Origin of the sequence: Pandoraea sp. SD6-2 (assembly GCF_000389825.1) — a bacterium.
In the GTDB taxonomy this organism is placed as follows: Bacteria; Pseudomonadota; Gammaproteobacteria; order Burkholderiales; family Burkholderiaceae; genus Pandoraea; species Pandoraea communis.
Map to the genome: position 1 here is coordinate 16,549 of NZ_KB944426.1, position 26,143 is coordinate 42,691.

At 60.5% G+C, this 26,143-nt stretch carries 24 protein-coding genes and 1 pseudogene; 6 read left to right on the top strand and 19 right to left on the bottom strand.

Going from position 1 to position 26,143, the window contains the following annotated elements:
• Positions 1–105 precede the first annotated feature (105 nt).
• Positions 106–978, bottom strand: a complete 873-nt coding sequence (locus C266_RS04810) for a LysR family transcriptional regulator (RefSeq protein ID WP_010806114.1) — start codon at positions 976–978, stop codon at positions 106–108.
• Positions 979–1,074: 96 nt separating this feature from the next.
• On the opposite strand from C266_RS04810, the gene C266_RS04815 reads away from it, so the two are divergent.
• Positions 1,075–2,487 (top strand): MFS transporter, encoded by a 1,413-nt coding sequence (locus tag C266_RS04815; RefSeq protein ID WP_051126142.1) that lies wholly within the window; start codon positions 1,075–1,077, stop codon positions 2,485–2,487.
• A 105-nt stretch (positions 2,488–2,592) separates the two neighbouring features.
• Here the strand turns inward: C266_RS04815 and C266_RS04820 are convergent, their stop codons facing one another.
• Positions 2,593–3,051: an Lrp/AsnC family transcriptional regulator gene (locus tag C266_RS04820; RefSeq protein ID WP_036661580.1), complete on the bottom strand. Its 459-nt coding sequence runs from the start codon at positions 3,049–3,051 to the stop codon at positions 2,593–2,595.
• 124 nt (positions 3,052–3,175) lie between these two features.
• Here C266_RS04820 and C266_RS04825 point away from each other — a divergent pair, with 124 nt between their 5' ends.
• Positions 3,176–3,706: an alpha/beta hydrolase gene (locus tag C266_RS04825; RefSeq protein WP_010806118.1), complete on the top strand. Its 531-nt coding sequence runs from the start codon at positions 3,176–3,178 to the stop codon at positions 3,704–3,706.
• Positions 3,707–3,898: 192 nt separating this feature from the next.
• On the opposite strand, the gene C266_RS04830 is transcribed toward C266_RS04825, so the two are convergent.
• The gene (locus C266_RS04830) at positions 3,899–4,276 is read right to left on the bottom strand and encodes a MerR family transcriptional regulator (RefSeq protein ID WP_036661583.1); all 378 of its coding nucleotides are present in this window, start codon (positions 4,274–4,276) and stop codon (positions 3,899–3,901) included.
• Between the two features lie 98 nt (positions 4,277–4,374).
• On the opposite strand from C266_RS04830, the gene C266_RS04835 reads away from it, so the two are divergent.
• Positions 4,375–5,214, top strand: coding sequence for an SDR family oxidoreductase (locus tag C266_RS04835; protein WP_010806120.1), 840 nt, complete (start codon positions 4,375–4,377; stop codon positions 5,212–5,214).
• 33 nt (positions 5,215–5,247) lie between these two features.
• Here the strand turns inward: C266_RS04835 and C266_RS04840 are convergent, their stop codons facing one another.
• From C266_RS04840 to C266_RS04885, 10 genes and pseudogenes are all read right to left on the bottom strand, one after another.
• Positions 5,248–6,567 carry an MFS transporter gene (locus C266_RS04840; protein ID WP_010806121.1) on the bottom strand — a complete coding sequence of 440 codons (1,320 nt, stop codon included), beginning with the start codon at positions 6,565–6,567 and terminating at the stop codon, positions 5,248–5,250.
• Between the two features lie 54 nt (positions 6,568–6,621).
• The gene (tcuB, locus tag C266_RS04845; protein ID WP_010806122.1) at positions 6,622–7,830 is read right to left on the bottom strand and encodes a tricarballylate utilization 4Fe-4S protein TcuB; all 1,209 of its coding nucleotides are present in this window, start codon (positions 7,828–7,830) and stop codon (positions 6,622–6,624) included.
• Positions 7,817–9,226 (bottom strand): FAD-dependent tricarballylate dehydrogenase TcuA, encoded by a 1,410-nt coding sequence (gene tcuA, locus C266_RS04850; RefSeq protein ID WP_010806123.1) that lies wholly within the window; start codon positions 9,224–9,226, stop codon positions 7,817–7,819. Before tcuA ends, tcuB begins: the two co-directional genes overlap by 14 nt.
• A 63-nt stretch (positions 9,227–9,289) precedes the next feature.
• Positions 9,290–10,243: a LysR family transcriptional regulator gene (locus tag C266_RS04855; RefSeq protein WP_036661586.1), complete on the bottom strand. Its 954-nt coding sequence runs from the start codon at positions 10,241–10,243 to the stop codon at positions 9,290–9,292.
• Positions 10,244–10,404: 161 nt separating this feature from the next.
• A pseudogene (locus tag C266_RS04860) lies at positions 10,405–11,146 on the bottom strand (SDR family NAD(P)-dependent oxidoreductase).
• A 288-nt stretch (positions 11,147–11,434) separates the two neighbouring features.
• The gene (gene hydA / locus C266_RS04865) at positions 11,435–12,919 is read right to left on the bottom strand and encodes a dihydropyrimidinase (protein WP_010806127.1); all 1,485 of its coding nucleotides are present in this window, start codon (positions 12,917–12,919) and stop codon (positions 11,435–11,437) included.
• Complete coding sequence (locus C266_RS04870; RefSeq protein WP_010806128.1) at positions 12,916–13,644, bottom strand: aspartate/glutamate racemase family protein; 729 nt, start codon at positions 13,642–13,644, stop codon at positions 12,916–12,918. The genes hydA and C266_RS04870 overlap by 4 nt, the downstream gene beginning before the upstream one ends.
• A gap of 60 nt (positions 13,645–13,704) precedes the next feature.
• Positions 13,705–14,493, bottom strand: coding sequence for an ABC transporter ATP-binding protein (locus tag C266_RS04875; RefSeq protein ID WP_010806129.1), 789 nt, complete (start codon positions 14,491–14,493; stop codon positions 13,705–13,707).
• Between the two features lie 26 nt (positions 14,494–14,519).
• Complete coding sequence (locus tag C266_RS04880) at positions 14,520–15,419, bottom strand: ABC transporter permease (RefSeq protein ID WP_081636158.1); 900 nt, start codon at positions 15,417–15,419, stop codon at positions 14,520–14,522.
• Positions 15,420–15,434: 15 nt separating this feature from the next.
• Positions 15,435–16,445 (bottom strand): ABC transporter substrate-binding protein, encoded by a 1,011-nt coding sequence (locus C266_RS04885; RefSeq protein WP_010806131.1) that lies wholly within the window; start codon positions 16,443–16,445, stop codon positions 15,435–15,437.
• 356 nt (positions 16,446–16,801) lie between these two features.
• On the opposite strand from C266_RS04885, the gene C266_RS04890 reads away from it, so the two are divergent.
• Entirely contained in the window at positions 16,802–17,515 is a 714-nt protein-coding gene (locus C266_RS04890; RefSeq protein WP_036661588.1) for a GntR family transcriptional regulator, read from the top strand.
• 119 nt (positions 17,516–17,634) lie between these two features.
• On the opposite strand, the gene C266_RS04895 is transcribed toward C266_RS04890, so the two are convergent.
• The 6 genes from C266_RS04895 to C266_RS04920 form a co-directional block, all read right to left on the bottom strand.
• Complete coding sequence (locus C266_RS04895) at positions 17,635–19,026, bottom strand: FAD-binding oxidoreductase (RefSeq protein ID WP_010806133.1); 1,392 nt, start codon at positions 19,024–19,026, stop codon at positions 17,635–17,637.
• Between the two features lie 241 nt (positions 19,027–19,267).
• The gene (locus C266_RS04900; RefSeq protein ID WP_010806134.1) at positions 19,268–19,480 is read right to left on the bottom strand and encodes a DUF1059 domain-containing protein; all 213 of its coding nucleotides are present in this window, start codon (positions 19,478–19,480) and stop codon (positions 19,268–19,270) included.
• A gap of 467 nt (positions 19,481–19,947) precedes the next feature.
• A complete protein-coding gene (locus C266_RS04905) occupies positions 19,948–21,312 on the bottom strand; it encodes an FAD-binding oxidoreductase (protein WP_081636159.1) in 1,365 nt (454 codons plus the stop codon).
• Entirely contained in the window at positions 21,305–22,036 is a 732-nt protein-coding gene (locus C266_RS04910; RefSeq protein WP_010806136.1) for an amino acid ABC transporter ATP-binding protein, read from the bottom strand. The genes C266_RS04905 and C266_RS04910 overlap by 8 nt, the downstream gene beginning before the upstream one ends.
• The gene (locus C266_RS04915) at positions 22,033–22,692 is read right to left on the bottom strand and encodes an amino acid ABC transporter permease (protein ID WP_010806137.1); all 660 of its coding nucleotides are present in this window, start codon (positions 22,690–22,692) and stop codon (positions 22,033–22,035) included. The genes C266_RS04910 and C266_RS04915 overlap by 4 nt, the downstream gene beginning before the upstream one ends.
• Positions 22,693–22,784: 92 nt before the next feature.
• A complete protein-coding gene (locus tag C266_RS04920; protein ID WP_010806138.1) occupies positions 22,785–23,537 on the bottom strand; it encodes an ABC transporter substrate-binding protein in 753 nt (250 codons plus the stop codon).
• Positions 23,538–23,900: 363 nt separating this feature from the next.
• Between C266_RS04920 and C266_RS26030 the strand changes: the two genes are divergently transcribed.
• Entirely contained in the window at positions 23,901–24,575 is a 675-nt protein-coding gene (locus C266_RS26030) for a GntR family transcriptional regulator (protein ID WP_010806139.1), read from the top strand.
• Positions 24,576–25,114: 539 nt separating this feature from the next.
• Positions 25,115–26,143, top strand: a complete 1,029-nt coding sequence (locus C266_RS04930) for a DUF1338 domain-containing protein (RefSeq protein WP_010806140.1) — start codon at positions 25,115–25,117, stop codon at positions 26,141–26,143.

The window sequence follows — 26,143 nt, forward strand, 5'->3', positions numbered from 1 at the left end:
AACGGCATGGGTGGCAATGGAGGCAAGCATCAAGCCCCTGGCCGATAGCGATTTGCGGCATGACGTGTGTCAGCTTCCAGCCCGCAAGCGGACGTGAAGTCTGTGCTAGCGCCCGGAAATCGGCCCAAATGTCTTACCGACAACGTCTACAGCGAAGTCAACGACCGCGCGAATCATTTGGGAACGCCTTAGGTCAGGATGCACGACCAGCCAGATTTCGCGCCGAAACGGCTCACCATCGAATGGTAGAGGTTGCAACGAAGGATCATTCTCGCCGATGAACACCGGCAGGCCGGCAACACCGATACCCGTGCGGGCAGCAGCGTGCTGCATGGTGATATCACTCACTTCGCAAACAATGCGGCGACCTTGAGCAATCGATTGAAGCCACTTTTGATGCGGCATCTCAGCGTATTGCGCTTCGTATCCGATAAATGCCCATTCGCTCGGGTTCGATGCCGATGCATATTCCCGGCTTGCATATAGCGCAAAGGGCATTTCGCCGAGTTTGCGCGTTACGTTTTGAGGCTCCTCGGGGCGGAACAAGCGTATCGCGATGTCTGCCTCGCGACGTCCCAGCGACACACTTTGTGCTTGACTGGCAATCGCCAACCGAATGCCCGGGTGCAATTGCACGAACAGATGCAAGTGCTTTGCGAAGAGATTATTCGCGAGGACAGGCGGCACGCTGATCACCACAGCGCCCTGCATGGGCGCCTGTTCCGCCAGCGCGAGCCGTTCGATGGAGAACGAGTTCTCCTCTATCTTCTCAGCCACTTCGAGAACCTGCTGGCCCGCGGCGGTGAGCCGGCAGGCCCGTGGCATCCGGTCGACAAGGCGCATGTTCAGTTCGGCTTCGAGCGCGCTCAAGCGCCGACTGGCCGTCGCATGATCGACCTTCAGCCGGCGCGCGGCCGCCGAGATGCTGCCCGATTGTGCGATGGCGATGAAAAAGCGCAGGTTCTCCCAGTCGAACATCGGTGCGTTTTCTCCAATTAGCCGTGCGAGTTTACGGAATATTCGCACAGAAGGAGGTTCCCTACACTGCAACCTTTCGTATTCGAAGGATTCCCCATGCATACCCCATCAAGGCGCCGTCCCCACTTGGTCCAGATTGCGACATGCCTTGGCTTCGTCGTCGTGCTGATTGACGTCAGTGTCGTCAATGTCGCGCTTGACGCATTGCGGGCCGTCTTTCGCGCGAACGTCACGGGCCTGCAATGGGTCGTCAACGCGTACGCGCTCGTCTTCGCGTCATCGTTGTTGATGGCAGGCGCACTTGGCGACCGGCTCGGCACCAAACGCATATTCATGGCTGGCTACGCGATTTTCACGCTAGCGTCGATCGGCTGCGGCCTCGCGCAGTCCCTGGAGGCCTTGCTGGCATGGCGTCTCGTCCAGGGCATAGGCGCATCGCTGCTGGTGCCGAACTCGCTGGCGATCCTGAGGCTGGCGTTCCATGACCCAGCCGCGCGCGGCCGGGCGATCGGTTGGTGGGGGGCCGGCGGCGGCATCGCGCTGGCCGCCGGCCCGGTGATCGGCGGGTTGCTCGTCACCACGCTCGGGTGGCGCAGCATCTTCCTGGTGAATGTGCCTGTCGGCATCGTCGGCATCTGGATGACGTGGCGCTTCGCGCCCGGCACCGATGCGCAACGTGACCGCAATCTGGACGTTCCTGGACAACTGGCGGGTGCGCTAACGCTGGCCGCGTTCACGTACGCACTGACCGAAGCCAGCGCCCTTGGCTGGCAGAGCCCAGTCATTCTCGGCGCGCTCGCACTGAGCATTGCATCGGGCCTCGCGTTCGTCCGGCTCGAAGCGCGCAACCCCGTCGCGATGCTGCCGCCCGCACTGTGGCGGAACCGGACGATTCTAAGCACAACCGGCATTGGCGTAATCCTGAACCTCGCCTTCTACGGTGTCGTCTTCGCGTTGAGCCTGCTCTTTCAGACGATCTGGCATATGACACCGGTACGGACAGGCGTGGCATTCCTTCCGATGATGGGCATCCTGATGGTCATGAATATCGTCGCGGGGCGACTGGCCAGCCGGATCAGCGCGCGTGCACTGGCAACGGCTGGCATGCTGATCTCCGCAGCCGGGTATCTGGCGATGATACCGGCGCTCTCCGCGCAGTCTCTCTGGGTGCTCGCATTGCCGATGCTGCTAGCAGGCAGCGGCGTTGCGCTTACCATTCCGACTATCACCCACGCGATGCTTGCTGCGGTAGACAGCACGCAGTCGGGCGTCGCATCCGGCTTGCTGAACGCGGCCCGCCAGATCGGAGGGGTGATGGGCGTCGCACTGTTCGGCTTCTTTGTACGTCACACGGAGACAGCGCTGTTCATGCACGGCGTCGAGCAGGCACTAGTGACTTCCGCCCTGCTGTTGCTTGTGGGGGCCGCGATAGCCTTACGAAACCTGAATACGGAGAGGCATACCGCTCGGCCGGGTGTGGCCGCTGGCAGCCTCGAAGCGGACATTTGAATGTCATGGCGTGGTGGCACGCCGCAGGCTGAAGTTGACCGGAAGCGGTCTTGCGCCACTGGCCGCAACCCTCAGCAGATGTCCTCCTCTCTACATAGCAGCCGCTCAAAGTGGCGATCCACGGATCGCCTTCGGGGGATAGCTCGCCAGCACGACAGCCGTGGTCACCGGCCCGAACTTCGCCAGCGTGTCGATCGCCACCTCCAGTTGCGCCATGTCTTCGACCGCAATCCGTACCACGAAGCAGTCTTCGCCTGTGATGCGATGCGCCTCGATGATTTCGGGCATTGCTTCGAAAGCATTCAGGCAATGTTTGATCTGGGCATGCGTGGTCCTGATCCGGACGATGGCTGCAATCCCACGGCCGACGAGACCGGGATTGATCCGTGCCGCGTAACCTTCGATTACCCCTTGCTCCTCGAGTTGCTTTATACGGGCAGTGACGGCGGGTTGCGAAAGTCCGATCTGCTTGCCAAGTTCGGTGTTGCTGATACGCGCATTGCTCTGAAGAGCCTCTAATATTCGCCAATCCAGCCGGTCCAACGCTATCCGCTTAGGTTTCATTTGTGCAGTCTGGCAACTTCCGTCGATTTGACGGGTTGAGGCCGTTAGTTCATTTGATTTTGGATGTTGCCAGAATTCGTGCGCTTTTACACTGGAGGCTCATTCAATGATGGAGCGTTAGCAAATGGTCTACCCCGTGTTCGTTGTTCCCGGTATTGGAAATTCCGGCCCACTGCACTGGCAAAGTGTATGGGAGGCATCGCATCCCGACTGGCAGCGACTCGTTGTCGAAGACTGGGATCAGGTTGCATGCGACGATTGGGTATCAGCCATCGAACATCAATTGTCGCAAAGCGACGACGACACTCTCATCGTGGCGCACAGCCTCGGATGCCTCGCGGTGGCGCATTGGGCGAGCCGATATTCGCCCCGAATTCGTGGGGCGCTGCTCGTCGCAGTGCCGGATCCTTCTGCATCGGCGTTTCCCGTGGCGGCCGCAACCGGATTTGCTCCTTTGCCATCGAAACAGCTACCTTTTCCTACTATCGTTGTATCCAGTTCCAACGACCCGTACGGCAGCGTAGCGCACGCAGGTCGCTGCGCGAAAGCGTGGGGCAGCAAGCTTGTCGAAGTTGGAGAGCGAGGACATCTCAATGCAGAGAGCAACCTGGGCGATTGGCCCGAAGGATTCAGACTGCTGCAATCGCTGGGCTAGGAAGGTTATTTAAACGGCTTCCGGCCTCGTCCCGGCGCATCGTCTACGCGACGTTCGCATGTGATCGGCCACGGTAATAAATCCACGCTGAGATCGAAGTACGGTCGGCTCCGGCGTCTGACCCGCAACGCGATTGCGAACGTCGAGGTCGGCTTTCTGGCTCAATGACGCGTGCAACGCGTCCGTCCGGCCTCATTCGACATCTTCAGTGTCCTCACACTTCTGGCCAACTTTATCCAAGGCGTTCCGCAGCCCTACCCGCAGGGCGCTCAACGCCCGACTCTTTTCCTCGAGTTCCTCGAGTTTTCTCTGTAGACATGCAACCTTCTGCCCTGTGTCAAAACCCGGGCTATCCCACACTTCGATAACCTTGCGAATTTCGGCGAGTGTGAAACCCAACGCCTTGGCGTGGATCACCAGTCGAATCCGCTGCAACGAAACTGCGGAATAGCGCTTGTAGGTATTCGTTGCGTGAGGTTGCGTTGGCGTTTCCAACAGCCCCAATCTTTCGTAGTAGCGAACCGTATCGCGAGATACACCCGCCTGCTTGCATAATTCACCAATGCGCATGCCGCCTCCATCGAAATCGTGAACCCACATTAGGACTTGACCGTTGTCTATAGTCAACGGTTTACAGTCCTACTCGTCTTTCACTCCTTCAGCACGTCATGACCACTCACTTCGACTTTCGCGGAAAGACCGCACTCGTCACTGGTGCATCATCCGGGATCGGACGGGCATTTGCATACGCGCTAGCAGAACGGGGCGCCAAACTTCTGCTGGTCGCACGCTCGCACGACAAGCTGCGCGATCTCACGGAAGAATTGCGACGCGACTTTGCGTGCGAAGCAGATTTTCTGACTGCCGACCTGAGCGCATCCGGTGCGGTAGACGCAATCGCCGACAACATCAAAGCATCAGGGACAATCGTCGATGTATTGATCAACAACGCTGGCTTTGCAGCATACGGGCGCTTCGAAACAATCCCTTTGTCGCGTCAACGCGATGAAATACAGGTGAACTGCGTGGCGGCGGTCGGGTTGATGCACCTTGTCTTGCCGGGAATGCTGGCGAAATCGGATGGCGTGGTCGTCAACGTTGCATCGACAGCAGCACTTCAGCCCGACCCGTACATGGCAGTCTATGGTGCCACGAAAGCGTTCCTGCTTTCGTTTTCCGAAGCTGTTTGGGCGGAGAACCGCCATCGTGGGGTCCGGGTCGTCGCCTTGTGTCCGGGTGCGACGCAAACCGGCTTCTTTGACGTGGTTGGCGCTCAGGAGGCGGCCGTCGGGACACCAATGCCTATTGCCAAGGTGATTCAGGATGCGTTCCGGGCCGTGGACCGTAACAGAAGCCATCGCGTTGTCGGGACGCAAAACCGGCTCCTTGCCAATTTGCCCAGGTTACTGAGTCGTCAAGGCGTCGCTCGACTCGTTGAAAGAATCCTCAGACCGAGGCAATCTCGCGAACTCGACGCGACACCGAAACGGCTAGCCCCCCCACGGTAACCAATATGATGTGCGCGCCGGGCACATGAGCTATCAGGCCGACGATGCCGCCGGCGCGTTGCTGCCCGAGCGGCGACGGTACAGCCCAAGCGTCGCGCACAAGCCGCAGAGCGCAGCGAAGCTCAGCCAGTAGCCGGGGGCGGCCTTGTCATGCAGGACCTGAATCAGATACGTCGATACCGCCGGCGTAAAACCGCCGAACACCGCCGTCGCGAGACTAAACGCCAACGAGAAGCCCGCGACGCGCACTTCGACCGGCATCACTTCGGTGAGCGCGGCGACCATCGCGCCGTTATACATGCCGAAGAAGAACGAGAACCACAGCAGCACGATCAGCATGCGCGTGAAGCTCGGTGCATCGGCGAGCCAGGACAGCGCCGGATAAGCCGTGAAGATCGTCAGCACGGAAATGGCCAGCAGCAGCGGCTTGCGGCCGATGCGGTCGGAGATCGTGCCGCCGATCGGCAGCCAGACGAAATTCGATGCAGCCACGAGCAGCGTCACCATCAGGCTATCGGAGGTGGACAGCTTCAGCACCGACTTCCCGAAGGTCGGCGTATACACGGTGATGAGATAGAAGGTGGTGGTGGTCATCGCCGTCAGCAGCATGCCGCCGATGACGGTGCGCCAGTTGCCGAGCAGCATCGCAAAAATCTCGCGCGCCTGCGGATGATGCCGCCGCGCCTCGAACGCTGCGGTCTCTTGCAGCGAACGACGCAGCATGAACAGGAACGGCACGATCGCGCAGCCGATGAAAAACGGCACGCGCCAACCCCATGCACCGATCTGCTGCGCGGACAGCCACTGGTTCAGCCCGTAACCGATGGCCGCCGCCACGACGATGGCGACCTGCTGGCTCGCCGACTGCCAACTTGTGTAGAAACCCTTGTTATCGGGCGTTGCCATTTCCGCAAGATAGACAGACACGCCGCCCAGTTCCGCCCCCGCCGAGAAGCCCTGCAACAGACGCCCGAGAAGCACGAGCGCTGGCGCGAGCAGGCCGATGGTCTCGTACCCCGGCACGCAAGCAATCAGAATGGTGCCGCTCGCCATGATCGACAGCGTAACGATGAGCCCGGTGCGCCGCCCGACCTTGTCGATGTACGTGCCGAGAAAGATCGCGCCGAGCGGACGCATCAGAAAACCCGCGCCAAACACGGCGAAGGTGAGCATCAGCGAGGCGAACTCGCTGGTGGACGGGAAAAATATCTTTGAGATCGATGTCGCGTAGAAACCGAACAGGAAGAAATCGAACTGTTCGATGAAATTGCCGCTGGTCACGCGCAACACGGCGGCAGCCCTCGTCATGGGCGAAACGCTGGATGTGGCAGCGATCGGTTCTGTGCGGTTCATTGCGTCTCCTGATTCTTATCTTTGGTGATGGGCGCCCACGCGCCCGAGTGACTGCTAATCCGAACTGAGGCCCAGTGTGTCGCGTTGCCGCTTCTCTATCGACGATTTGAGCAACGCCACCGAGCGGAAGATGCCGTGCGCGAACTTGCCGTAAGGCAGCGTCGCGAACAGCGCCATCACGATGCCGAGATGAATCGCGAGCAGCAACGGCATCGCCGAGGTCGTGCGAAGCGCGAGCAGCGCGAGACCGGATACGCTCGTCAGAAGCAGGAGCGCGATGAAGCCGCGGTCCATCGGACGCTGACGGGCATCGCCCCGCGCCGGAGCGCGTTTCAGGTTCAGCCACAGCAGTCCCGCCGGCCCCGCCATCAGTCCGACGCCGCCCGCCGTTCCCAGCAGCACCGGCACGCTCAGAAACGGATACGGCGCTTCCAGACCGAATGCATAGTGATAGAACGTCGCGACTGCGGTTGCCGCAAAGCACAGCATGAAACCGTAGAACGTCAGGTGATGGAAACGGCGCCGCGCCAGCGTGAAGGCATCGTTCTCTTCGTTGCAGCCATCGCCGTGGCCTCCGTCCAGGTACTTGAGCGTCAGCGCGTTCCTGGCCGCTTCCGCGACGGCTGGCGCGCTCGCCGTTCCTGCCGACACGTCGCGCCAGAAGCGCGTGGCGCCCAGACCGAGCGCGAGAATAGCGAACAGGAAGACGATGCCGAACATCGCCGCGAGCAGGTTGTGCGGGAAGATTGCGTAGAAGTTCGCTGGCGCGACATCGCCCGACAAGCCGCCGTGCAATGCCGTACCGAGCAGCAGAAACAGCGCGAGCCCGGCCGCCAGGGCAACCGACAACGTCAGGCCGTTTCGCTTGTACAGCGCGCCGAACGACGCGGGAAACGCGTATTCGGTGTAGGTGTCGAGCCGGACTTCGGCCATCGCTTTCGGCACGTTCACGCCGAATTCATGCGGCGGCGCGTATTGGCACGCGTGATAGCACGCGCCGCAGTTGTGGCAGAGATTCGCCAGATAGTTGACGTCCGCCTTGCCGAATTCCAGGCGGCGCGTCATGGCCGGGAACACGGCGCAGAAGCCTTCGCAGTAGCGGCAGGCGTTGCAGATCCGCATCTGCCGTGCCACTTCGGTTTCGCTGGCGCTCATCTGCACAATGGGGATCACGCGCGCCGCGCTGCCGTGTGAAGTTTTTTTCGTATCGACCGATAACGCCGTGCGCGTGCGTTCGGGCGCGAGCGGGTCAGACTGCTGCACTGGTTGCCTCCGTTGATTTGCGTGCGGCGCGCGCGGCTTGCGTCCCGGCAATACGCCCGAAGGCCGTGCCGATCGACATGCCGACGCCCGCCGTATAGCCCTTACCGAGCACATTCCCGGCCATCATTTCGCCGGCCACGAACAGGTTTTCACTGGCTTTGCCGCCGAAGTGAACCTGCGCGCGGTCATTGGTCTTTAGTCCGAGATACGTGAACGTGATGCCTGGCCGCAACGCAAAACCGTAGAACGGCGGCGTCTCGATGCGGCGCGCCCAGTGCGTCTTGGGTGGCGCGAGGCCTTCGGTGTGGCAGTCGTCGAGCGCGGTGTGGTCGAAGGTGCCGTCGCGGCACGAATCGTTATAGCGCGAGAGCGTTTCCATGAAGCGCGCTTCCGGCAGCCCGAGCTTGCGTGCGAGTTCCGGCAGCGTGTCGGCCGTTTCGCCCGGAAACACCGGCGGCATGAAGCGGCCGATTGCTTTCGCGTCGATGATCGAATAGCCGATCTGCCCCGGCTGATACGCAACGAGCCGTCCCCAGATTGCATAGCGCTTCGGCCAGAAATCCTCACCTTCGTCGTAGAAGCGCTCGGCGTCACGATTCATCACGACGCCCAGCGACACGCAATCAATGCGTGTGCAGATGCCGCCGTCATACAGCGGCGCGCGCGCATCGATGGCGACGCAGTGGGACTGAGACGGGTCGCCGATCATGTCCGCACCGGCGTCGGCCATATGCTTGATGAGCACGCCCTTGTTGAAGCGCGTGCCGCGAATCAGGAAGTTGTCGGCGGGCCATTCGCCGCGCTCGTTTTGCCCCCACGCTTCGCGCAGCCATTCGCGATTTGATTCAAAGCCGCCTGCCGCCAGCACGCAGGCGCGCGCCTCGAACCGCTGGCTGCCGCTGCGCGCCGCGACGAAGAGGCTGCCATCAAGTTCAAGCGAATCGACGGGCGTTTCATAGCGGATATCGACGCCGAGCGCTTCGGCGCTGCGGTAATACGCGTTGACGAGCGCCTTGCCGCCCCCCATGAAGAACGCGTTGGTGCGTGCCACGTGCAGCGCACCGGACAGCGGCGGCTGGAAGCGCACGCCGTGCTTTCGCATCCATGGCCGGCACGACGACGACGCGCGGATCGTCAGCCGCGCGAGATGCTCGTTCGTGATGCCGCCGGTGACTTTCAACAGGTCCTGCCAGAATTCCTCTTCCGGATAGGCGTCGACGAGAACGTCTTGCGGTACATCGTGCATGCAGCGCAGATTGCGCGTGTGTTGCGAGTTGCCGCCGCGCCATTCGCGCGGCGCAGATTCGAGAAGCAGGACCGAGGCGCCCGCCTCGCGCGCCATCAATGCGGCACACAGCGCGGCATTACCTCCTCCGATTACGAGCACATCGACCATCAGACTTGTCTCCTTTTGGACAAATCGTAAAGGTCTCGTGCCCGCGTCGCTACCAGCCAGCCATCAATGGGTCTTCACTTTTTGTGAAGGCCGAGGCTCCCGCAGCCGCGCACCGGGCCAGCGGCCTTCCTGCACCAGGTGGCGGGCGACATCGGCGAGCACCACGCGCGCAGCGAGACCCGCGGGAGACAGCTCGTCGTCGGAGATGCTGGCGAGCATATTGGGCCGCGTGGCGTATTTCTCCGCGACGGGCACGCTCGTCAGTACCACGTTCTCGGGCCTTGCGAGCGCCGCGCCCGGCTGTATCGTCGCGCCGATGCCGGCGCGAACGACGTCCATCAAGAGCGCAAGGCCGTCGACTTCGGCAACAATGTTAGGCACGTACTCGGCACGCCTGAACGCTGATAACAACAGTGAGCGCAGCCCGTGCGTGCCGCTGGGGAGAATCAGCGGAAGCCCGCCGAGATTTTTCAGCCGGACGGACGCGCTCGCCGGCATGCCATCGAGATCGCCCGCGCCGATCAGGAACAGCCGCTCGTCCAGCAGCGGCAGCACGCTCCAGCGTTGCGCGGGCTCCTCACGGAACAGCACGGCGAGATCGATCTGACGCGAGCTCAACATGGACGCAAGATAGCCGGAGAGACTTTCGACCATGCGCAGCCGCACATCGGGATAGCGCGAGCGCATGGCCTGCATGAATGCGACACCTAGCACGCTCGCAGTGCTCGGCGCCATGCCAACGCTGACGTGGCCCGACAGACGGGCAGAGCGCGCAGCGAGCGCGGCATCGTCGACATGACGCAGTGCGAGTTGCGCCTGACGCCAGAACGCCAAACCTGCATCGGTCGGAACAACGCCGCCTGAGGTGCGTTGCAGCAGACGCGTGGACAATTCGCCTTCGAGACGGCTGATCTGCTGACTCAATGCCGAGGTCACCACGCCGAGTTCCAGCGCTGCCTTGCCCATGCTTCCGTGTTCCACGACACTGAGAAAATAGCGTAGTTGTCTGAGTTCCATTCCGTGATCGGTCAGAAGGATTAGGCTGGTATTTTGACAGAACCCCTCGTAGCCTTTCCTGGCACAGCTTCGGCGCACCGAGCCGATGGCGTTCGGCTCAGGTCGTCGCTTTGTGGACGAACCACTTGCCCGGTAGGCAGTTGGTGGGTCGACACACTTGGCTACGTGAGGTTCAATCCTCCATCCGAGAGCAGAATCTCCCCCGTCAGATAATCCGGAGCAACCAATAAAGAAACTGCTTGAGCAATGTCCTCGGGGCTAGCGGCCCGCCGCATAGGGGAACGTTCTTTCCATAGCTGTTGCGCCTGCGTCCACTGCGCTGTGAGCGGCGTCTTGACCAGTCCGGGCGCGACGGCATTCACGCGGATGTCTGGAGCAAGCGAAAGCGCGAGCAAGCGGGTCACGTGGTTTAACGCTGCTTTGGTCGCCGCGTAAGGAATGGACGCCCCCTTAGGCCGGACTCTGGCGTGCGAGCTTATGTTGACGACACAACCCGGCCTTCCTCGTGCGGCAGCTTCACGCAGCGCCGATTGTGCTTCGGTTACCAGGCGAAATGGCGCGACAACATTGACTTCATGTAACTGCTGCCAGACGTCTGGCGTGGCCGCCGCCAGATCGTTATGAGGAATAACTCGACTGATGCCAGCGTTATTGACCAGAACGTCGAGTCGCCCCCATACGCCAATCGCGTCGTGGATCAGCTTGACCCTGTCCGTGTCATTGGCCAGACCGGCTTGCACGTAGGCCGCCGCCCCAAGTTCACGGGCGAATGCGTGCCCGGCCGAAGAACTCCGCGAATGCAGGACGACCGAGAACCCCGTCCATCGAGAGGCGGCGGGCAATAGCGGCGCCGATACCGGAGGTCGAGCCGGTGACAAGGGCGACAGGATGCTTGCTTTCCATAGATGCGTTGACGTTGATTGCGATGCCAGACCGGGGACGGCATGTCGAACGTCCTATACGGGCGACGCAAGACCGACCAACCTCTCGGGACCACCGTCGATTGTCAACGATTCAGGAGGCGGTGTCGAATGTCTCAAACTGGCCGATAAGTGCCCAACGCAGACGGTTCTGGCCGCCCCGAAACCATCCATCACTCGACGATTCGAATTGACAACTGTACCGGCCATACCCGACGGTCGCAGTCTTCTGTGATTTTCGATGATGGCCGGCGATGGACGACCAAGGCCCCTACATCCCCAACGCCTCAAGCCACGGAAATACGCTTCCCCCAGTCTTCCGCTCACGTCGCGACCGGTGTAACGCCACCGGCCGTTCACACGGCAAAAACTGACCGCGCCCTGGCACATCGGCAACGAATCCGGTATCGCGCTGCCACACGGCATCGCCGCGCGAAATCGTGATGCCCGGCCACGCGCGCACCAGACGCCCCTCATACGGCGTGTAGTCAACGTTATGATGAAGATCCGCATTGCGGATAGGACGCGGCTCGAACGTGTCCCAAATCACCAGATCGGCGTCTGAGCCAATGGCGATCGTGCCTTTGCGCGGGTGCAGGCCATACAGCTTGGCCGGCCCGGTCGATGTCATCTCGACAAACCGGTTCACATCGATACGCCCCGCCAGCACGCCCTCGGAAAACAGCAGCGCGAGCCTCGTCTCCAGACCGGGGATGCCGTTCGGCACCTTGTCGAATGTGGCTTGCTCGCCGTACGCCTTCTTGCCATGCGGGCCATCGAAACGAAACGGCGCGTGGTCCGATGAAAAAACGCTGAACACACCATGATCGAGTGCGCGCCATACGGCGTCCTGGTTCGCCGCATCGCGCGGCGGCGGACTGCAAATGCACTTCGCGCCTTCGAAGCCTTCAAGGGCGAGATCGTCTTCGGTCAGGAACAGATACTGCGGGCAGGTTTCGGCGTAGATCGGCGCACCGCGCCACTGCGCCTGCTGGATCTGCTCGATCGCCTCGCGTCCGGATACGTGCACAATCAACACAGGCGTATCGAGCATTTCCGATAGGGAAATCGCCCGGTGCGTCGCCTCGCGCTCGACCACCGGCACACGCGAGAGCGCGTGATACGACGGCGCCGTCAGGCCCCGCGCCAGCATGCGCTCCGTCAGCCAGGCGATGCAGTCGGCGTTCTCGGCATGGATCATCGTCATCGCCCGCTCGCGTCGCGCGATCGCCAAAAGATCGAGGATCTGCCGGTCGTTCAGTTTGAGCGCGTCGTATGTCATATAGATCTTGAACGACGTATAGCCACGCGCGATCAGGGCGGGCAGTTCGCGCTCCAACACATCCGGCGTAGGATCGGTAACGATCAGATGAAACGCGTAATCGATCAGCGCAAGCGCTTGCGCGCGCCGATGATAATCGTCGACGGCCGCCTGCAAGGTGCCGCCACGCTGCTGACAGGCAAATGGAATCACCGTCGTCGTACCGCCGCAGGCGGCCGAACGCGTGCCGCTTGCGAAGTCGTCGGCCATCACAGAGCCGTCTCCGGTCGGCTGGTCGAGATGGCAATGCGCGTCGACGCCGCCCGGCAGCACCCATCGCCCTGCCGCGTCGATCTCGCGCGCGCCGCGTGGCAACTGCGCGCCGAGCATGACGATCACGCCGTTGGCGATGCCGATGTCGGCGTTGAACACGTCGGAGCCCGTCGCGATGCGGGCGTTGCGCACGACGAGGTCGAGGCACACGTCATCGCTCATGCGACCTCCGTAAACAACCGCCCCCAACCGCGCACGCGCGACGGATCCGTGCCCGTCAGGCGCAGCGCCTTCCAGACCACGGTTGCAATCGTGTCGTACACCGGAATGCCAAGTGACTGCTCCAGTTCCTCGACGAGCGGTGCGCCCCGCAGGTTGGTGCAGAAGATCGTGATCGCATCCGGCTTCGCCTCGGCGACCTCGCGCACCATGCGGCGGATTTCGTCGTCGCTCACCTCGGAGAACGAGAAGTTGTCCTGCTTGCGCAAGTGCCGCTCCGCCACGCACTCGAAGCCGCTCGTCGCGTAGTTCGAGATAATGCGCTCCTGCACATCGTCGAGATACGGCGTGACGAGACCGAAACGGCGCACGCCGGTCATCGTGAAGATTTCGTTCAGCGCGAGCACCGAGGTGCAAGCCGGAATACCGGTGCGCTCAGTGATGCGCTCACATAGCCGTTCGTCGGCGTCGAAACCGAGCCAGCCGGACGAGGTGCCATTCCAGCCGATCACATCGAGCTTCGCGTGAGACAGCAATTCGGCGGCCGCGAGAATTTCGCTGTCGTCGAACTGCGAGAGCGCCTGTTGCGATAATGCAATCTCCGTGACACGAAAGCGACCGAAATGGGCGCTCGCTTCGGGCAGCCCGTCGAGCATGGAGGAGGTAACGGGCTCAAGCGTCGTATTCGACGACGGCGTGAGCATGCCAAGCAGAATGCGTGCAGTCATGTTGATCGATGCAAATGATTGATGGTCTCGATTATTGGAACAGGCGACCAGCGATCCGGGTCAGGCGGCCTCCCGCGCGAGCCGGTTGGCCGCTGCGGCTTCTTCGCGGATCAGCGCCAGCACGTGTCGCTTGAGATCGTTGAAACGCGGCGACGTGATATCGCGCGGCCGCGGCAAGTCCACCGGAATCAGCTCGCGGATACGGCCGGGCCGATGCGTCATCACGGCGACCTGGGTGCCGAGCAGCAAGGCCTCATCGACGCTGTGAGTGACGAACACGATCGTCGAACGCGACTTCTGCCAGATCGTGACGAGTTCTTCCTGAATCTCCGACTTGGTCTGCGCGTCGAGCGCGGCAAACGGCTCGTCCATCAGAATCACGCCAGGATTGAGCAGCAACGCGCGCGCGATGCCGACGCGCTGACTCATCCCGCCCGACAGCTCCGCCGGATAGTGATGCTCGAAGCCCGTCAAGCCGACGAGGTCGATATACGGCTGGGCGAGCGCGTATCGCTCTTTCTTCGAGCGGCCCTGCAGTTTGTGATAGAACGCGACGTTCTCCCACACCGGCAACCACGGCATCAGCGTGGCCTGCTGGAAAACCATGCCGCGATCGGCACCGGGCGCATCCACCGCGCGGCCGGCGACGCGCACCGTGCCGCTGGTGGGCTTCTCGAAACCGGCGATCATATTGAGCAAGGTCGACTTCCCGCAACCCGACGGGCCCAGCAGGCACAGCAACGCCTCTTTCTCCAGACTCAACGAAACGTGATCGAGCGTGACGAGGTTCGTACCACGCTTCGCATCGGCGAAAACCTTGGTGATATCGTCGAATTCGACGTAGGACATGATCAGACTCCTTCGATTGCTCGCGTTCAGCGATGGCCGGCGTTAGCGCCGCGGTGTTGCCAGTGCAGCACGGCGCCCATCAGGCGCTTCATGCCGAGATCGGACAGGTAGCCCAGCAGGCCGATGCTCACCATCGCCGCGATCACGAGGTCGTAACGCAGGAAGTAATACGAGTCCCACAGCGCGTAGCCGAGTCCGCTCTTCACCGCGACCATTTCGGCGGTCACCGTCAGCATCCATGCCGAGCCGATCGCGATGCGCAAGCCGGCGAAGATGCTCGGCAGCGCAGCCGGCAGGATGATGAAGCGCAGCAATTGCAGTTGCGTCGAACCCATCATCGCGGCCGCTCGGATCAGGTTGCGATCGGCGGCTTTCACGCCGTGGATCGTGTTCATCAGAATGGGGAAGAACGCACCGAGAAACACAAGGAAAATCGCCGGCTTGTTGGCGATACCGAACCAGATGATCGCGAGCGGAATCCACGAGACTGGCGGAATCGGCCGCAGCATCTGCAGCGTCGGCTCCACGGCCTGTTCGACCCAGCGCCACCAGCCGATCGCAATGCCAAGCAGGATGCCGGACACGGCGGCGATCGCGTAGCCCGACAACACGCGCGTGAGGCTCGCTGCGGCGTCGAAGAACCAACGTCCGCTGTAGGATTGTGATGACCCGTCGGTCGCAAACAGCCAGTCGGCCCAGGTGACGATCACACGCGACGGCGCCGGCAGTAACGAGGCCGGAATGATTCCGGAGCGCGAAAACACTTCCCAGAACACGATCAGAACGACCGGCACGAAGCACCTGATGAAGCCGGCGCGCGCCTGTGCGCCCGACTTCGCGAACGTAAGCGCCAATTGGGTTCTCCGGTTGGCGAAGGCTGCGTCAGCAGGCTTTGCGGATGCGCCCGTGGCAGAAACTCGAGACATGAGTGTCCTCCTGACTTAGTAGCCCAACGCCGTCTTCGGCTGACCGGTTGCTTCGCTTAGAAAGGTGTAGTTCATGTTCTTTTCGATGCCGCCCGTCACATCCGTCGAGACGTAGCGCAGATCCTTCATCATCTTCGCGATGGCGACCGTCTGTGTGCGGTACATGTGGTAGTCCGGATAGGCGTTCTTCAGCGACTCGATGGCCACCGTTTTATCGAGCGCGGTGTACTTCTTGATCGAATCGAGCCAGGCCGTTTTATCGGTCTTCAGACTGTCGACCATCTTGACCACCGCAGCGACCGTCGCCCTCACCTCTTCCGGGTGATCCTTAATCATGTCCGAGCGCGTGACGATCAGATTGCTGAGCTTGCCGGCGGCCTGCTCGTACGGGAAGTTGAAGAGCTTGCCCGCGCCGGACAAACGAATCTGCGACGCGAACGGTTCAACCGAGCAGACCAGATCGATCTCGCCGCGCTGCAATGCGCCCACGTGGTCGGCCGGATTCGGGATGTTAATGAACTGCACGTCCTTGTTCGGATCGATACCGTGCATCTGCAATTCGCCGCGCATGTGCAGGTCTTGTGCGTTGCCGCGCGAGGCGGCGATCTTCAACGGCGTGCCCTTCGCCTTGGCATCGTCGACAAGTTTTTTCAAGCCTGCCCAGTCGTCCTGCTTCAGGTTGAGCCCGTTGCGCATCACGATCGCAGAGCCGCCGTTCACTTGACCCGATACCGCGACCACGTCGAGCCCGCGATCCAGCGCGGTGACGAAATGCAGATACGTGACCTGTGCGATGTCGACGCTGCGAGAGACGAGCGCGGTCAGCACGTCATTGCCGGAAGTGAAGTTGATGGCGTCGATCTTCACGGTTTTCGTGAACTGCGGCACCAGCGCCATCGACAGACACTGCGCGCATTTCGCAAAACCGAGTTTCACTTCCGGCGCCGCACCGCTGGACTGCGCATGAACCGGTGACGTGATGGCGAGGCCGACAAACGCGGCAACGAGCAATGCTTGACGAAACATGGGTGCTTCTCCTCGAATATGTCCGCCGGGTGGCGTGCCGAAGTCATACGCAATATTTGTGCCAACAATATTATGACGTTTTGTATGCAAAATTTATTGACTATGTATTCGCTTTGCAGGCTTTGCGAAATGCCCGGCACGAGCCGTAGTCGAATAAGCGTTCACTGACCGAGCAAGTGGCGGCACTTCCATCCGCAGTGTTTCGCGGTGGTGCGCCTGGTGCTGCATCGCGGTGCACGCTTCCCAGGTTGGGGCAAAGCGACCGCGAGTACCGTCATGGTCAGACGTCCTTATGTACACAAAAATATCGCCGATTGTTCTATCATTGCCCCAGACATCCAGTGACGAGACCTATCTTGCCCCGCACATCTACGCCACCCGCCAGCAGAAGCACCGAACCTCGAACGCCTTATTCGAACGAGGAGATTTACGCGCGCATCCAGAAGGCGGTGCTAGAACATCGGCTCGCGCCCGGCACCAAACTGATCGAAGAAAGGCTTGCGGAAGTTTCCGGCGTGAGCCGCACAAAGATACGTGAGGTATTGAACAAGCTCGCCCATGAGGGGCTCGTCACACTGGTGCCGAATCGCGGCGCGTTTATCGCGAGCCCGAGCGTCGAACAGGCGCGTGACGTGTTCGTCACACGCCGCATGATCGAGCCGGAGATGGCACGTCTCCTTAGCGAACGGGCAACGCCCGCACAGGTCCGGGCGCTACGCAAACACGTCAAGCTCGAAGGCGACGCACGCAAGCGCAACGACAGGCCGGCGATCATCCGGCTGTCGGGGGAATTCCACGTATTGGTCGCCGAGATGGTCGGCAATGAGATTCTGGTACGCATGATGCGCGAACTCGCGCCGCTCACGTGCCTGGTGATCACCCTCTATGACAAACCGAACGCACCGGCCTGTCCGCATCACGAGCACGACGATCTGATCGACGCGATCGAAGCGCACGACGGAGCACGCGCGGCCGCGTGCATGCTTGAACATCTGCAGCATATCGAGGCGACGTTGAACTTCGGGGTGATTAAGGAGGCTTCGCCGGATATCGAGGCGATCTTTTCCTGAGACGTTGACATACGGTTTCGCAAGTGGGGGGGGGGAAGCGTTGGCCGCTGGAGATAGCCCCCCCAAAAAAAGAACGGTAGCGCGTAATCGACGCACCCAATGCGTCTGGCGCGTCGACGTCAGCGATGGGAAGGCTTGATGTTCTGGTTGTGACGGAACAGGTTGTGCGGGTCATATCGGGTTTTCGCTGCGACGAGACGCTCGTAGTTCGGACCATAGGCGGCACCGATACGCTCCGCTTCGTCCTGCGTCAGGAAGTTGACGTACGCGCTACCTAGCGCAAAGGGCGCGGCCGCTTCGAAAAATGCGCGCGCCCATGCGATACATCGCGCATCGTCGTTCGCGTCGTCCCATCGTCCGTGCACGTTCATGACATATTGTGTATCGCGGCTCGGATAGGCCGTAGCATCCACCGGATAGCGAGCTGTCTGCCCCCCGATCTGCCCAAAGAAGATTTCGCATTGCGGCGACGGTAGCTTGCCAATGGCATCGATCAGCACGTCCAGCAACCCATCCGGCAATTCGGCGAGATTGTGCGATTTCCAGTAATTTCGGGCGCCGGGGGTCAACAGCGGATCGAACGCCTGTTGCCACATCGCATACGGCATCGGGCCGAGATGTTCTCCGTATGGGGTACCGAAGCGGCGCACGACCTCTAACGCTGCCGGGCCGTCTTCGAGAGCGCCGGTGTAACAGCTTGCAAAAGCGACAACCGGTTTTCCATGGACATCTTCCGGCAGGAACGGTAGCGGCGGTGCAAGGCGCAGCACAGCCCATACGGAGAGTGTGTCCGGCATTTCGTTCGCGGCAACGCGATATTTCTTGAGCGCCTCTTTCGCCTGCTCCATCGGCAGTACGACAAGGCCACCGAACACCTCCGGACCCACGGGGTGCAGCCGGAATTCGAACATCGTGACGACGCCGAAATTGCCTCCACCACCGCGAATCGCCCAGAAGAGGTCTTCATGCGTGTCGGCAGCGGCGTGAACCAGTTCCCCGTCGGCGGTGACGACATCCGCCGAGATGAGATTGTCGACCGTCATTCCGTATTTACGACTGAGCCAACCGAACCCGCCGCCGAGCGTCAAGCCCGACACGCCGGTAGTCGAGTTGATACCGAGCGGTGTCGCCAACCCGAACGCCTGTGCTTCGTGGTCGAAATCGCGAAGCGTGGCTCCTGGTTCAACGTAGGCGCGACGCGCAGCCGGATCGACACGCACCGATTTCATCGGCGACAGGTCGATCATCAGTCCGTCGTCGCAGACCGCCGTACCGGCGATGTTGTGCGCGCCTCCGCGCACGGCAAGCGGCAAGTTGTTATCGCGCGCGAAGGCCACCGCGCGGCGAACGTCAGCAACGCCGGCACAGCGCACGATCACCGCTGGGCGGCGGTCGATCATGGCATTCCAGAGACGTCGCGACTGATCGAAATCGACGTCCCCCGGCCGCAACACCTGGCCTCTGGTCGCCGCGCTTAGTGCTTCGATTGCATTGTTGGATAGCTTGGCCATGAAACACCTCATGCCGTGTGAACCATATCCGAGGCAATCACAGGGAGACTCGACAAATCTCGAAGGCTTTGCCCGCGTCAAAAGAGGACGACAATACGCGTCGCCATCGGTGACTCTGCGTCGCTAATCTGTGAAGAAGGCATTGTCGCCACGGCGACGATAGGCGGCTATGGTCAACGAGGATCAGGCGTTGGCAATTGAGGGAGTCATGTGAACGCTCGTCAATCGGACAGCGAGCGCTTTACCCGCGACGCGGCGCTTCTACTGGTGGGGTGCCGTCATGGAAAAGCGTCTTCAGTTGTGAACGCAACTCCGGCGAATCGGCATGCTTGTGAACTGTAACCGCATGCTGCACGGCCGCTTCCAGCAACTCGCTTTCGGAATCGGCGCTCAGCGCGACGGAGCAGTTCGTTTCGCTCGGGAATTCCCGGCAATCGATGTATTTGCGAGCCATGATTTTCTCCTCGTACGAAAAGAAATAGGCAGGGTTTGTGTGGATGACTGCGCGCAATGTTCCGCGAAGTCCGTTGAGCACCGTTGCGCCTCCTTTCCGCGAACGAAATCATTCAAAAAGTATAGGTCGCGGGTGGCGGATGTGAAGCGGCGCCGAGGCTACGGCGCCAGGCTCCGCAAACAAAGCCCATCGACACGTCGAGCGCGGATGAGGGGACAACCAAGACAGAGCAAAGCGAGATGGGTCTGGCCCGGCATGTGCGCGCTCAACAACCCAACGACGCCCGCCAAGTCGATCGTTCTTCTCGATGCCTCGGCGAGCCGTCCTGGCGATGATGTGGTTTTGTTAGCGACTATCCGCGGCTAACAAGGGTCTATGAAACGCTGACCGGTTCGGCACCCAGCGGCTGAGTCCCCTTCCCGAACGGGATGGTGAACCGAAAAAAGTCAGCTTGCCGCGACGTGCACTCAGATCAGCCCCGCATCGCGCATGCGATACCAACTGACAACCGCAGCAAGATACAGCTGCTGCAGGCCATGGAGTGGTATCCGCGAGATCCGGGTCAGGGGAAAGGGCAACGCCCTCTCGTCGCGAGTGACATAGTAGCGAGCCAGCGCCGCTCCCATGGCCGTTTCGAGCGCCACGCCACGGCCCATGCAGCCAATATTGACGATCAAACCTGGTTCCGATTCATGCAGATGTGGTATGAAATCGCGTGTTATCGACACATGGCCGCACCATCTATGGTCAAACGCAATTCCCTGCAACTGCGGAAACATCTTCCAGACAGCGCGTTCGAGATGCGCCCAATCGCTTTTCAACCTGGGCTGACGGAACGGGCCTCGTCCGCCCATGAGCAAGCGGCCCGTATGATCCTTGCGGAAATACAGCAGCAGATTGCGAGTGTCCGACGATACATGCCCTTCGGGTAGCACGCTCGCTGCCTGCTCCGCCGTCAGCGGAACCGTGGAGAGCTGGTAAGAGTTCGGCGTGATTACCGTGCTGGCCAATTGCGGGGAGAGCTCGCGCGTGTAGGCGTTGGTGCATACCATCACGGTCTTTGCTAGCACGTGAGCCCCTTGCTTCGTGTCGACCTTCCACGCACTGCCTTCACGCCGCCAGCCGGTCACGTGGGTCAGGCCATGGACCTTCGCGCCAGCGCCGATCGCCACGCGGGCCAGCTCTCGCGCGTAGCTCAACGGCTGCAGTCCGCCGCCATGGGGATTCAGCCAGCCCCCCTTGTAAGCGTTCGTGCCCAGCAGTCGCTGGACGCCCGCGGCATCGAGAAGGCGGGCTCCCGTCATACCCCGCCGTGTCCACTGACTCATGCGCGTTTCGACCGTTTTCATTGCCTTTTCATTGTGGGCTCCCTGAACCCAGCCGTTGCGAACGTGCGGCACCGCCAGCTTCTCGGTCTCGATCAGCCTGAACACATGTTCCGTCGTCGATCCCGCGAAAGCGACCACCGCGCGCCCAGCCTCACCGCCGAACTTTGCCTCCAGTTCGTCCGGATCGTACTTGAGGCCAGGAATAATCTGCCCGCCGTTGCGCCCGGAACCACCCCAGCCAGGCTCGCGAGATTCCAGCACGACAACGCTCACGCCGTGCTTGGCGAGATGGTAGGCGGCCGACAAGCCCGCGTAGCCGGCACCAATGATCGCAACGTCGGCCGTTGTGCTTTCGCCGAGCGCAGGCGTGGAGACGGCAGGCACCGCCGTATCGGCCCACAATGCTGGAGCCAAGGGAAAAAGGTTGCCGGACGTCCCGGATCCAGAATACTGAGAAGCGAGCTGACTTCGGTCGTCTACGCTTGACGTCTTGAAATTAGACATGCTCGATCACTCGTTTGAGAAAGTCCTGAGTACGCGGATGTTGCGGGTTGCCCAGCACTTCTTTGGCCGTCCCCTGCTCCACGATCATGCCCCCGTCGAGGAACAGCACACGATCCGCAACGTCGCGCGCAAAACCCATCTCGTGCGTTACCACGATCATGGTCATTTGTTCGTCGGCGAGGCGTCGCATGACCGCAAGGACTTCGCCGACGAGTTCGGGATCCAGTGCCGAGGTTGGCTCGTCGAAGAGGATCGCCTTGGGTTGCATGGCAAGGGCCCGTGCAATGGCCACACGTTGCTGCTGACCGCCCGATAACTGCGTCGGATATACGTTTTCCTTGGCGGACAAGCCCACACGGTCGAGCAGACTACGTCCGCGCTCGATCGCTTCCTTCTTCGGCTCGCCTTTGACAAATACCGGCCCCTCGATGACGTTTTCAAGCACAGTTCGGTGCGGGAACAGGTTGAATCGCTGAAATACCATCGATACGTTCGTGCGAATTTCCGCGATCGACCGGTGCGCCGCGTCAATCCTGCGCCCCTCGATCTCAATCGTGCCGCTCTGATATGTCTCAAGGCCATTGATGCAGCGGAGGATAGTCGACTTGCCCGATCCGGACGGCCCAATCAGGCAGACAACCTCACCCTTTGATACCGAGGCGGACACGCCCTTGATGACCTGAAGTGCGCCGTAACTCTTATGAACTTCCTGTAGCTCAATCATTTGCGTCCGCTCCCGAGCTTCTTTTCCATCCGACCGACGAGCAGGAACAGTGGAATACACATCACCAGATAGAGTGCCGCGACCAACGTGAAGACTGTCGCGTTCTGAAAAGTGGAAGTGGCAATCAATTTGCCTTGCATTGCCAGCTCGGCGACGGTGATGGTCGACGCTTGCGAGCTATCCTTGAGCATCATGATCATGGTGTTGCCGTAGGGCGGCAACGCAATGCGGAACGCCTGCGGCAGGATCACACGGCGCATCGTCATCGTGTGGCGCATGCCGATCGACTGAGCGGCTTCCAACTGCCCCCTATCGATCGCTTGAATGCCCGCGCGGAAATTCTCGGCCTGATATGCCGAATAGGCTATACCCAACCCGAAGATCGCCGCATTCAGCGCGCTTAGCGATATGCCAAGCTCCGGCAGAACGAAATAGATCACGAAGAGTTGGACAATGATCGGCACGCCACGCAGAAAATTGATGACGCAGCGTGCGATGAGATCAAGCGTGCGCACCCCGGATACGCGCATCAACGCCCATACCATGCCAAGCAGGGTCGAGAGGATGAGCGAGCCGACCGTGACGGCGATCGTCAGCTTCACCCCCCGCAGAAGAATCGGGAGGAATTCAACTGAATAATGGAAAAAATTTTGCATGAATCAAGGTCCTATTGCCGAAGCTCGCAGGAATGTGCCCGTAACAAACCGGCCCAAAGGCCGACGCGAAAATCGCGCCGGCGAGCCGGATGTCAGAATCCCCACTTCTTCACGATGGCGTAGATCCGGCCATCGGCTTTGACCTTGGCAATAGCGACGTTGAGCCTCGCGATGCGTTCCGGGTGTCCCTTTGCAACTGCGATACCGACTTGACCGGGCATGACAGCCTTATAGCTCGTGACGAGCCGCGTGTTGGAGAAGCCGCCGTGCGAGAGTTGATAGGCAACAATCGGAAAGTCGGCAACGCCAGCATCCAGGCGGCCGGTATTGACGTCGCGCATCAGATCCTGAAGCGTCTCGTAGACCCTGACTTCAGCGAACAGCCCCGAATCTTGAAGCGCTTTCAGAAACGGTGTCCCAATTTGCGCACCGACCACCTTTCCCTTCAGATCGGCCAGACTGACATAGTTCTTCGTGTCCGACTTCGGCACGATCACCCCTTCGCCATACTGATAAACGGGGTCGGTGAAATCGACAGCCTTGGCACGATCTGGCGTAATGAACATCGCCGCAGCAATCACGTCGATCTTGCCCGTCGTAAGCGAGGGAATGAGCGCCGACCACGCAAGCGGCACGGTCGTGACGTCGTAACCAGCCTCCTTGGCAACCGCGGCCATGATATCGACCATAACGCCGGTAATTTTTTCAGTCGACGTGTCGAGGAAGGTGAACGGTACCCCGGTGGGCGTTGAGCCCACCTTCAATGTCTCGGCGCTAGCGGCGCCGCTCGAGATACCCCCCGCGACCAGAGCGATGCCCACCAAAAACTTGCTCAGCTTTTTCATTTCCAAAGTCCTTCTTCAGAGTCGTTAGTGCAAACGCCTATCGCGCGAGCGGCGAGGACACGCCGTCGGGAAGCAATCAGGCGTGACCGAACGTGCCAATTGGCGATAGAACTCCGAAGCAATCGAAGGCATGGTCGGCATGCAAGCAATGTATATCGGCAGCCCTGATTGCCTAACTGATGGTCGGCCTTTTTGTCAGAGACGGCGCGTATTCCAAACGCGCTGGGTATACAATTACAAATAAGAAAAAAGAAAACAAGCGAAAATAATGCGTTTTAATTACTCGTTTACGCTGCTTGTATATTTTCGGTATACACGCAATGTGCAAGAATGGACCGACCAATGGTTATAGCGAGGGAAGCAATGTCTGAAAATGGCGTGATCCCGGAAGTTGTGGGGCAGCGGCCGCTAGGCGGCAACGTTTACACGAGCATCAAAAAAGACATCTTGGAAATGCGATTGCTGGCGGGTACTCCAGTGCAGGAGGTCGAACTGGCGTCAAATTACGGTGTTAGCCGCACGCCGGTGCGCGAAGCACTCCGCCAGTTGCTCGATGATGGCCTCATCGAACGCGATGGCCGCTTCTATCAAGTGAAGGAGCTGACGCCCAGCGATATCCGCGACCTCTATGAAGTACGCGAGAGCCTGGAAGCGACTGCCGTGCGGCTATGCGTAGAACGCGCTGACGACTCCCTCATTGATCGGCTGCGAAAACTGATTGCCGAACAGAACGAGGCCTTCAAAAGCGCCGATCTGCAGCGGTTCTCGGCGCTTGATACGGCGTTCCATCTGACAATCGCGGAGGGCGCGGGCAATGCACTTCTGCTACAGCAATTGACGGTCATACATGAAAAGAGTTGCCTGACACGCGGCCGTGAATACGGTGCACCGAACTGGATCGAATATTCGATCGACGAGCATTCTCGTGTGCTTAGTGCACTCGAGCGACGCGACGAGACAATCGGTGTTGCAGAGATGATTTATCACATTCGGGGCGTCGTCGACCTTCACTACGGGCACCGTCGACGCAAGGCATAGCGTGCGTGCGGCGACATGCCAAACGGCGTGACGGAATCCGATTCGGAGCACTCCCCCCCAACATCTACGACTGGCAATGTCGTGCGTCATCGTGATCGTCAATCAGCAGCCTGTGGCTGGAGCACGCCAACGGCGTTGACATGCCGCCGTCAGCACGCGCCCCGGCCCGAGACAATATCATCAGAGAGCCGCGCTAGAACGGTGTCACTGTACGTTCGTCGCGCAAGAAAAACACGTGCAAATAATGCACAAATGCTCGACAAAATTGCACTTTATGACTTGATTTCTCCGTGCTATTTTTCGCACACCCGAGAGGAAATCACCTGATTTCAAAAAATATCGGAACCCTAAATATATAAATTCACCCAGATGTCGCAGCGCCGGATAAACGCTCGTCCAAATGGCGTCACATTTCGCATCGATTTGTGAGGCGTGTCGAAGTTCAATCATTGAAAGCGTGGCGATCGCTTCGGTCTCGACGGCTCGCCGATACCCCATCTTCGCCCCGGTGCGGCGTTTCTTCAGAGAGAAATGTAGTCATGCGCAATGCAAACGTAGAACGGCTGTTACTGGAGCTCCTCGGCCTCGAGAAAACCGAGCGCCTGTTCTCAACGCTCAACATGCCGTCCGCCATACAAGACTGGGAAGCTGGCACGGTCACGCGCGCCGAACTCGCTCAGGCCATGAACATGGCACTGTTTGACGACCTGCTGCAACGCTCGCCGAACGGATACGCCTACACGACAGAAGCCGTGGCGAACGGTGGCTCGGTGTATTTCGATCACGGTGCGTTGCGCACTGTTCGCTGGCCGCATCACGGAGCGTTGCCGCCGGGGGAAGCGGCTTTCACGAGAATTCTGCGTCCGCTGGGATTCCGGCTCAATGGGCGCTATCCGCTGGACAAACTTGGGATGACAGGCCGAGCTTACGCGCACGAAGATGCGCCCGATGAGATCGCGCAGTTTTTCGTCAGCGAGTTGCACCCCGAGCGATTCTCGCCGGCGTTCCAAGCCGCGGTGACCAACGTTCTCGAATCATCGAAGGACCCACTGACGCCAATTGCCGTTTCGCAACTGTCGGAGCTCGAACGCGACGGCTCGCTGCCGCTTGCGACGGCGCAGGCGCTGTTGCCTGTGATCGTCGGCGCGTTCGCCCGCCAGCACGACAATCCCAGCGAAGTGGACTATGAGACGCTATTGCGAGAGTCGGCCGAGATGGCGTGGATCGCGACGGAAGGAAACGCCTTCAATCATGCCACCGATCGCGTAGACGACGTGTTCGCGTTATCGGATGCCGAGAAGGCGAAGGGCCGTCCGATGAAGCCGGATGTTGAGCAGTCCCGCTCGGGGCGGGTTTTCCAAACGGCCTATCGCGCAGACACGATAAAGCGCGAATTCAAGTCCGCCGACGGTAAAACCGTAACGCGGGACGTGCCAGGTTCGTTCTATGAATTCATCACGCGCAAACGCGAATTCGACAAAGCAGAACGAGCCTGGAAGACCGACCTGCGCTTCGATGCCGGCAATGCAACCGGCATCTTCAAGATGACCGCCAACGGCGCCAAGTGA

Coding starts and splice junctions, on each gene's coding strand:
- C266_RS04810 (WP_010806114.1), bottom strand. CDS start 978: ATGTTCGACTGGGAGAACCTGCGCTTTTTCATCGCCATCGCACAATCG.
- C266_RS04815 (WP_051126142.1), top strand. CDS start 1,075: ATGCATACCCCATCAAGGCGCCGTCCCCACTTGGTCCAGATTGCGACA.
- C266_RS04820 (WP_036661580.1), bottom strand. CDS start 3,051: ATGAAACCTAAGCGGATAGCGTTGGACCGGCTGGATTGGCGAATATTA.
- C266_RS04825 (WP_010806118.1), top strand. CDS start 3,176: ATGGTCTACCCCGTGTTCGTTGTTCCCGGTATTGGAAATTCCGGCCCA.
- C266_RS04830 (WP_036661583.1), bottom strand. CDS start 4,276: ATGCGCATTGGTGAATTATGCAAGCAGGCGGGTGTATCTCGCGATACG.
- C266_RS04835 (WP_010806120.1), top strand. CDS start 4,375: ATGACCACTCACTTCGACTTTCGCGGAAAGACCGCACTCGTCACTGGT.
- C266_RS04840 (WP_010806121.1), bottom strand. CDS start 6,567: ATGAACCGCACAGAACCGATCGCTGCCACATCCAGCGTTTCGCCCATG.
- tcuA (WP_010806123.1), bottom strand. CDS start 9,226: ATGGTCGATGTGCTCGTAATCGGAGGAGGTAATGCCGCGCTGTGTGCC.
- C266_RS04855 (WP_036661586.1), bottom strand. CDS start 10,243: ATGGAACTCAGACAACTACGCTATTTTCTCAGTGTCGTGGAACACGGA.
- hydA (WP_010806127.1), bottom strand. CDS start 12,919: ATGAGCGATGACGTGTGCCTCGACCTCGTCGTGCGCAACGCCCGCATC.
- C266_RS04870 (WP_010806128.1), bottom strand. CDS start 13,644: ATGACTGCACGCATTCTGCTTGGCATGCTCACGCCGTCGTCGAATACG.
- C266_RS04875 (WP_010806129.1), bottom strand. CDS start 14,493: ATGTCCTACGTCGAATTCGACGATATCACCAAGGTTTTCGCCGATGCG.
- C266_RS04880 (WP_081636158.1), bottom strand. CDS start 15,419: ATGTCTCGAGTTTCTGCCACGGGCGCATCCGCAAAGCCTGCTGACGCA.
- C266_RS04885 (WP_010806131.1), bottom strand. CDS start 16,445: ATGTTTCGTCAAGCATTGCTCGTTGCCGCGTTTGTCGGCCTCGCCATC.
- C266_RS04895 (WP_010806133.1), bottom strand. CDS start 19,026: ATGGCCAAGCTATCCAACAATGCAATCGAAGCACTAAGCGCGGCGACC.
- C266_RS04900 (WP_010806134.1), bottom strand. CDS start 19,480: ATGGCTCGCAAATACATCGATTGCCGGGAATTCCCGAGCGAAACGAAC.
- C266_RS04905 (WP_081636159.1), bottom strand. CDS start 21,312: ATGTCTAATTTCAAGACGTCAAGCGTAGACGACCGAAGTCAGCTCGCT.
- C266_RS04910 (WP_010806136.1), bottom strand. CDS start 22,036: ATGATTGAGCTACAGGAAGTTCATAAGAGTTACGGCGCACTTCAGGTC.
- C266_RS04915 (WP_010806137.1), bottom strand. CDS start 22,692: ATGCAAAATTTTTTCCATTATTCAGTTGAATTCCTCCCGATTCTTCTG.
- C266_RS04920 (WP_010806138.1), bottom strand. CDS start 23,537: ATGAAAAAGCTGAGCAAGTTTTTGGTGGGCATCGCTCTGGTCGCGGGG.
- C266_RS26030 (WP_010806139.1), top strand. CDS start 23,901: ATGTCTGAAAATGGCGTGATCCCGGAAGTTGTGGGGCAGCGGCCGCTA.
- C266_RS04930 (WP_010806140.1), top strand. CDS start 25,115: ATGCGCAATGCAAACGTAGAACGGCTGTTACTGGAGCTCCTCGGCCTC.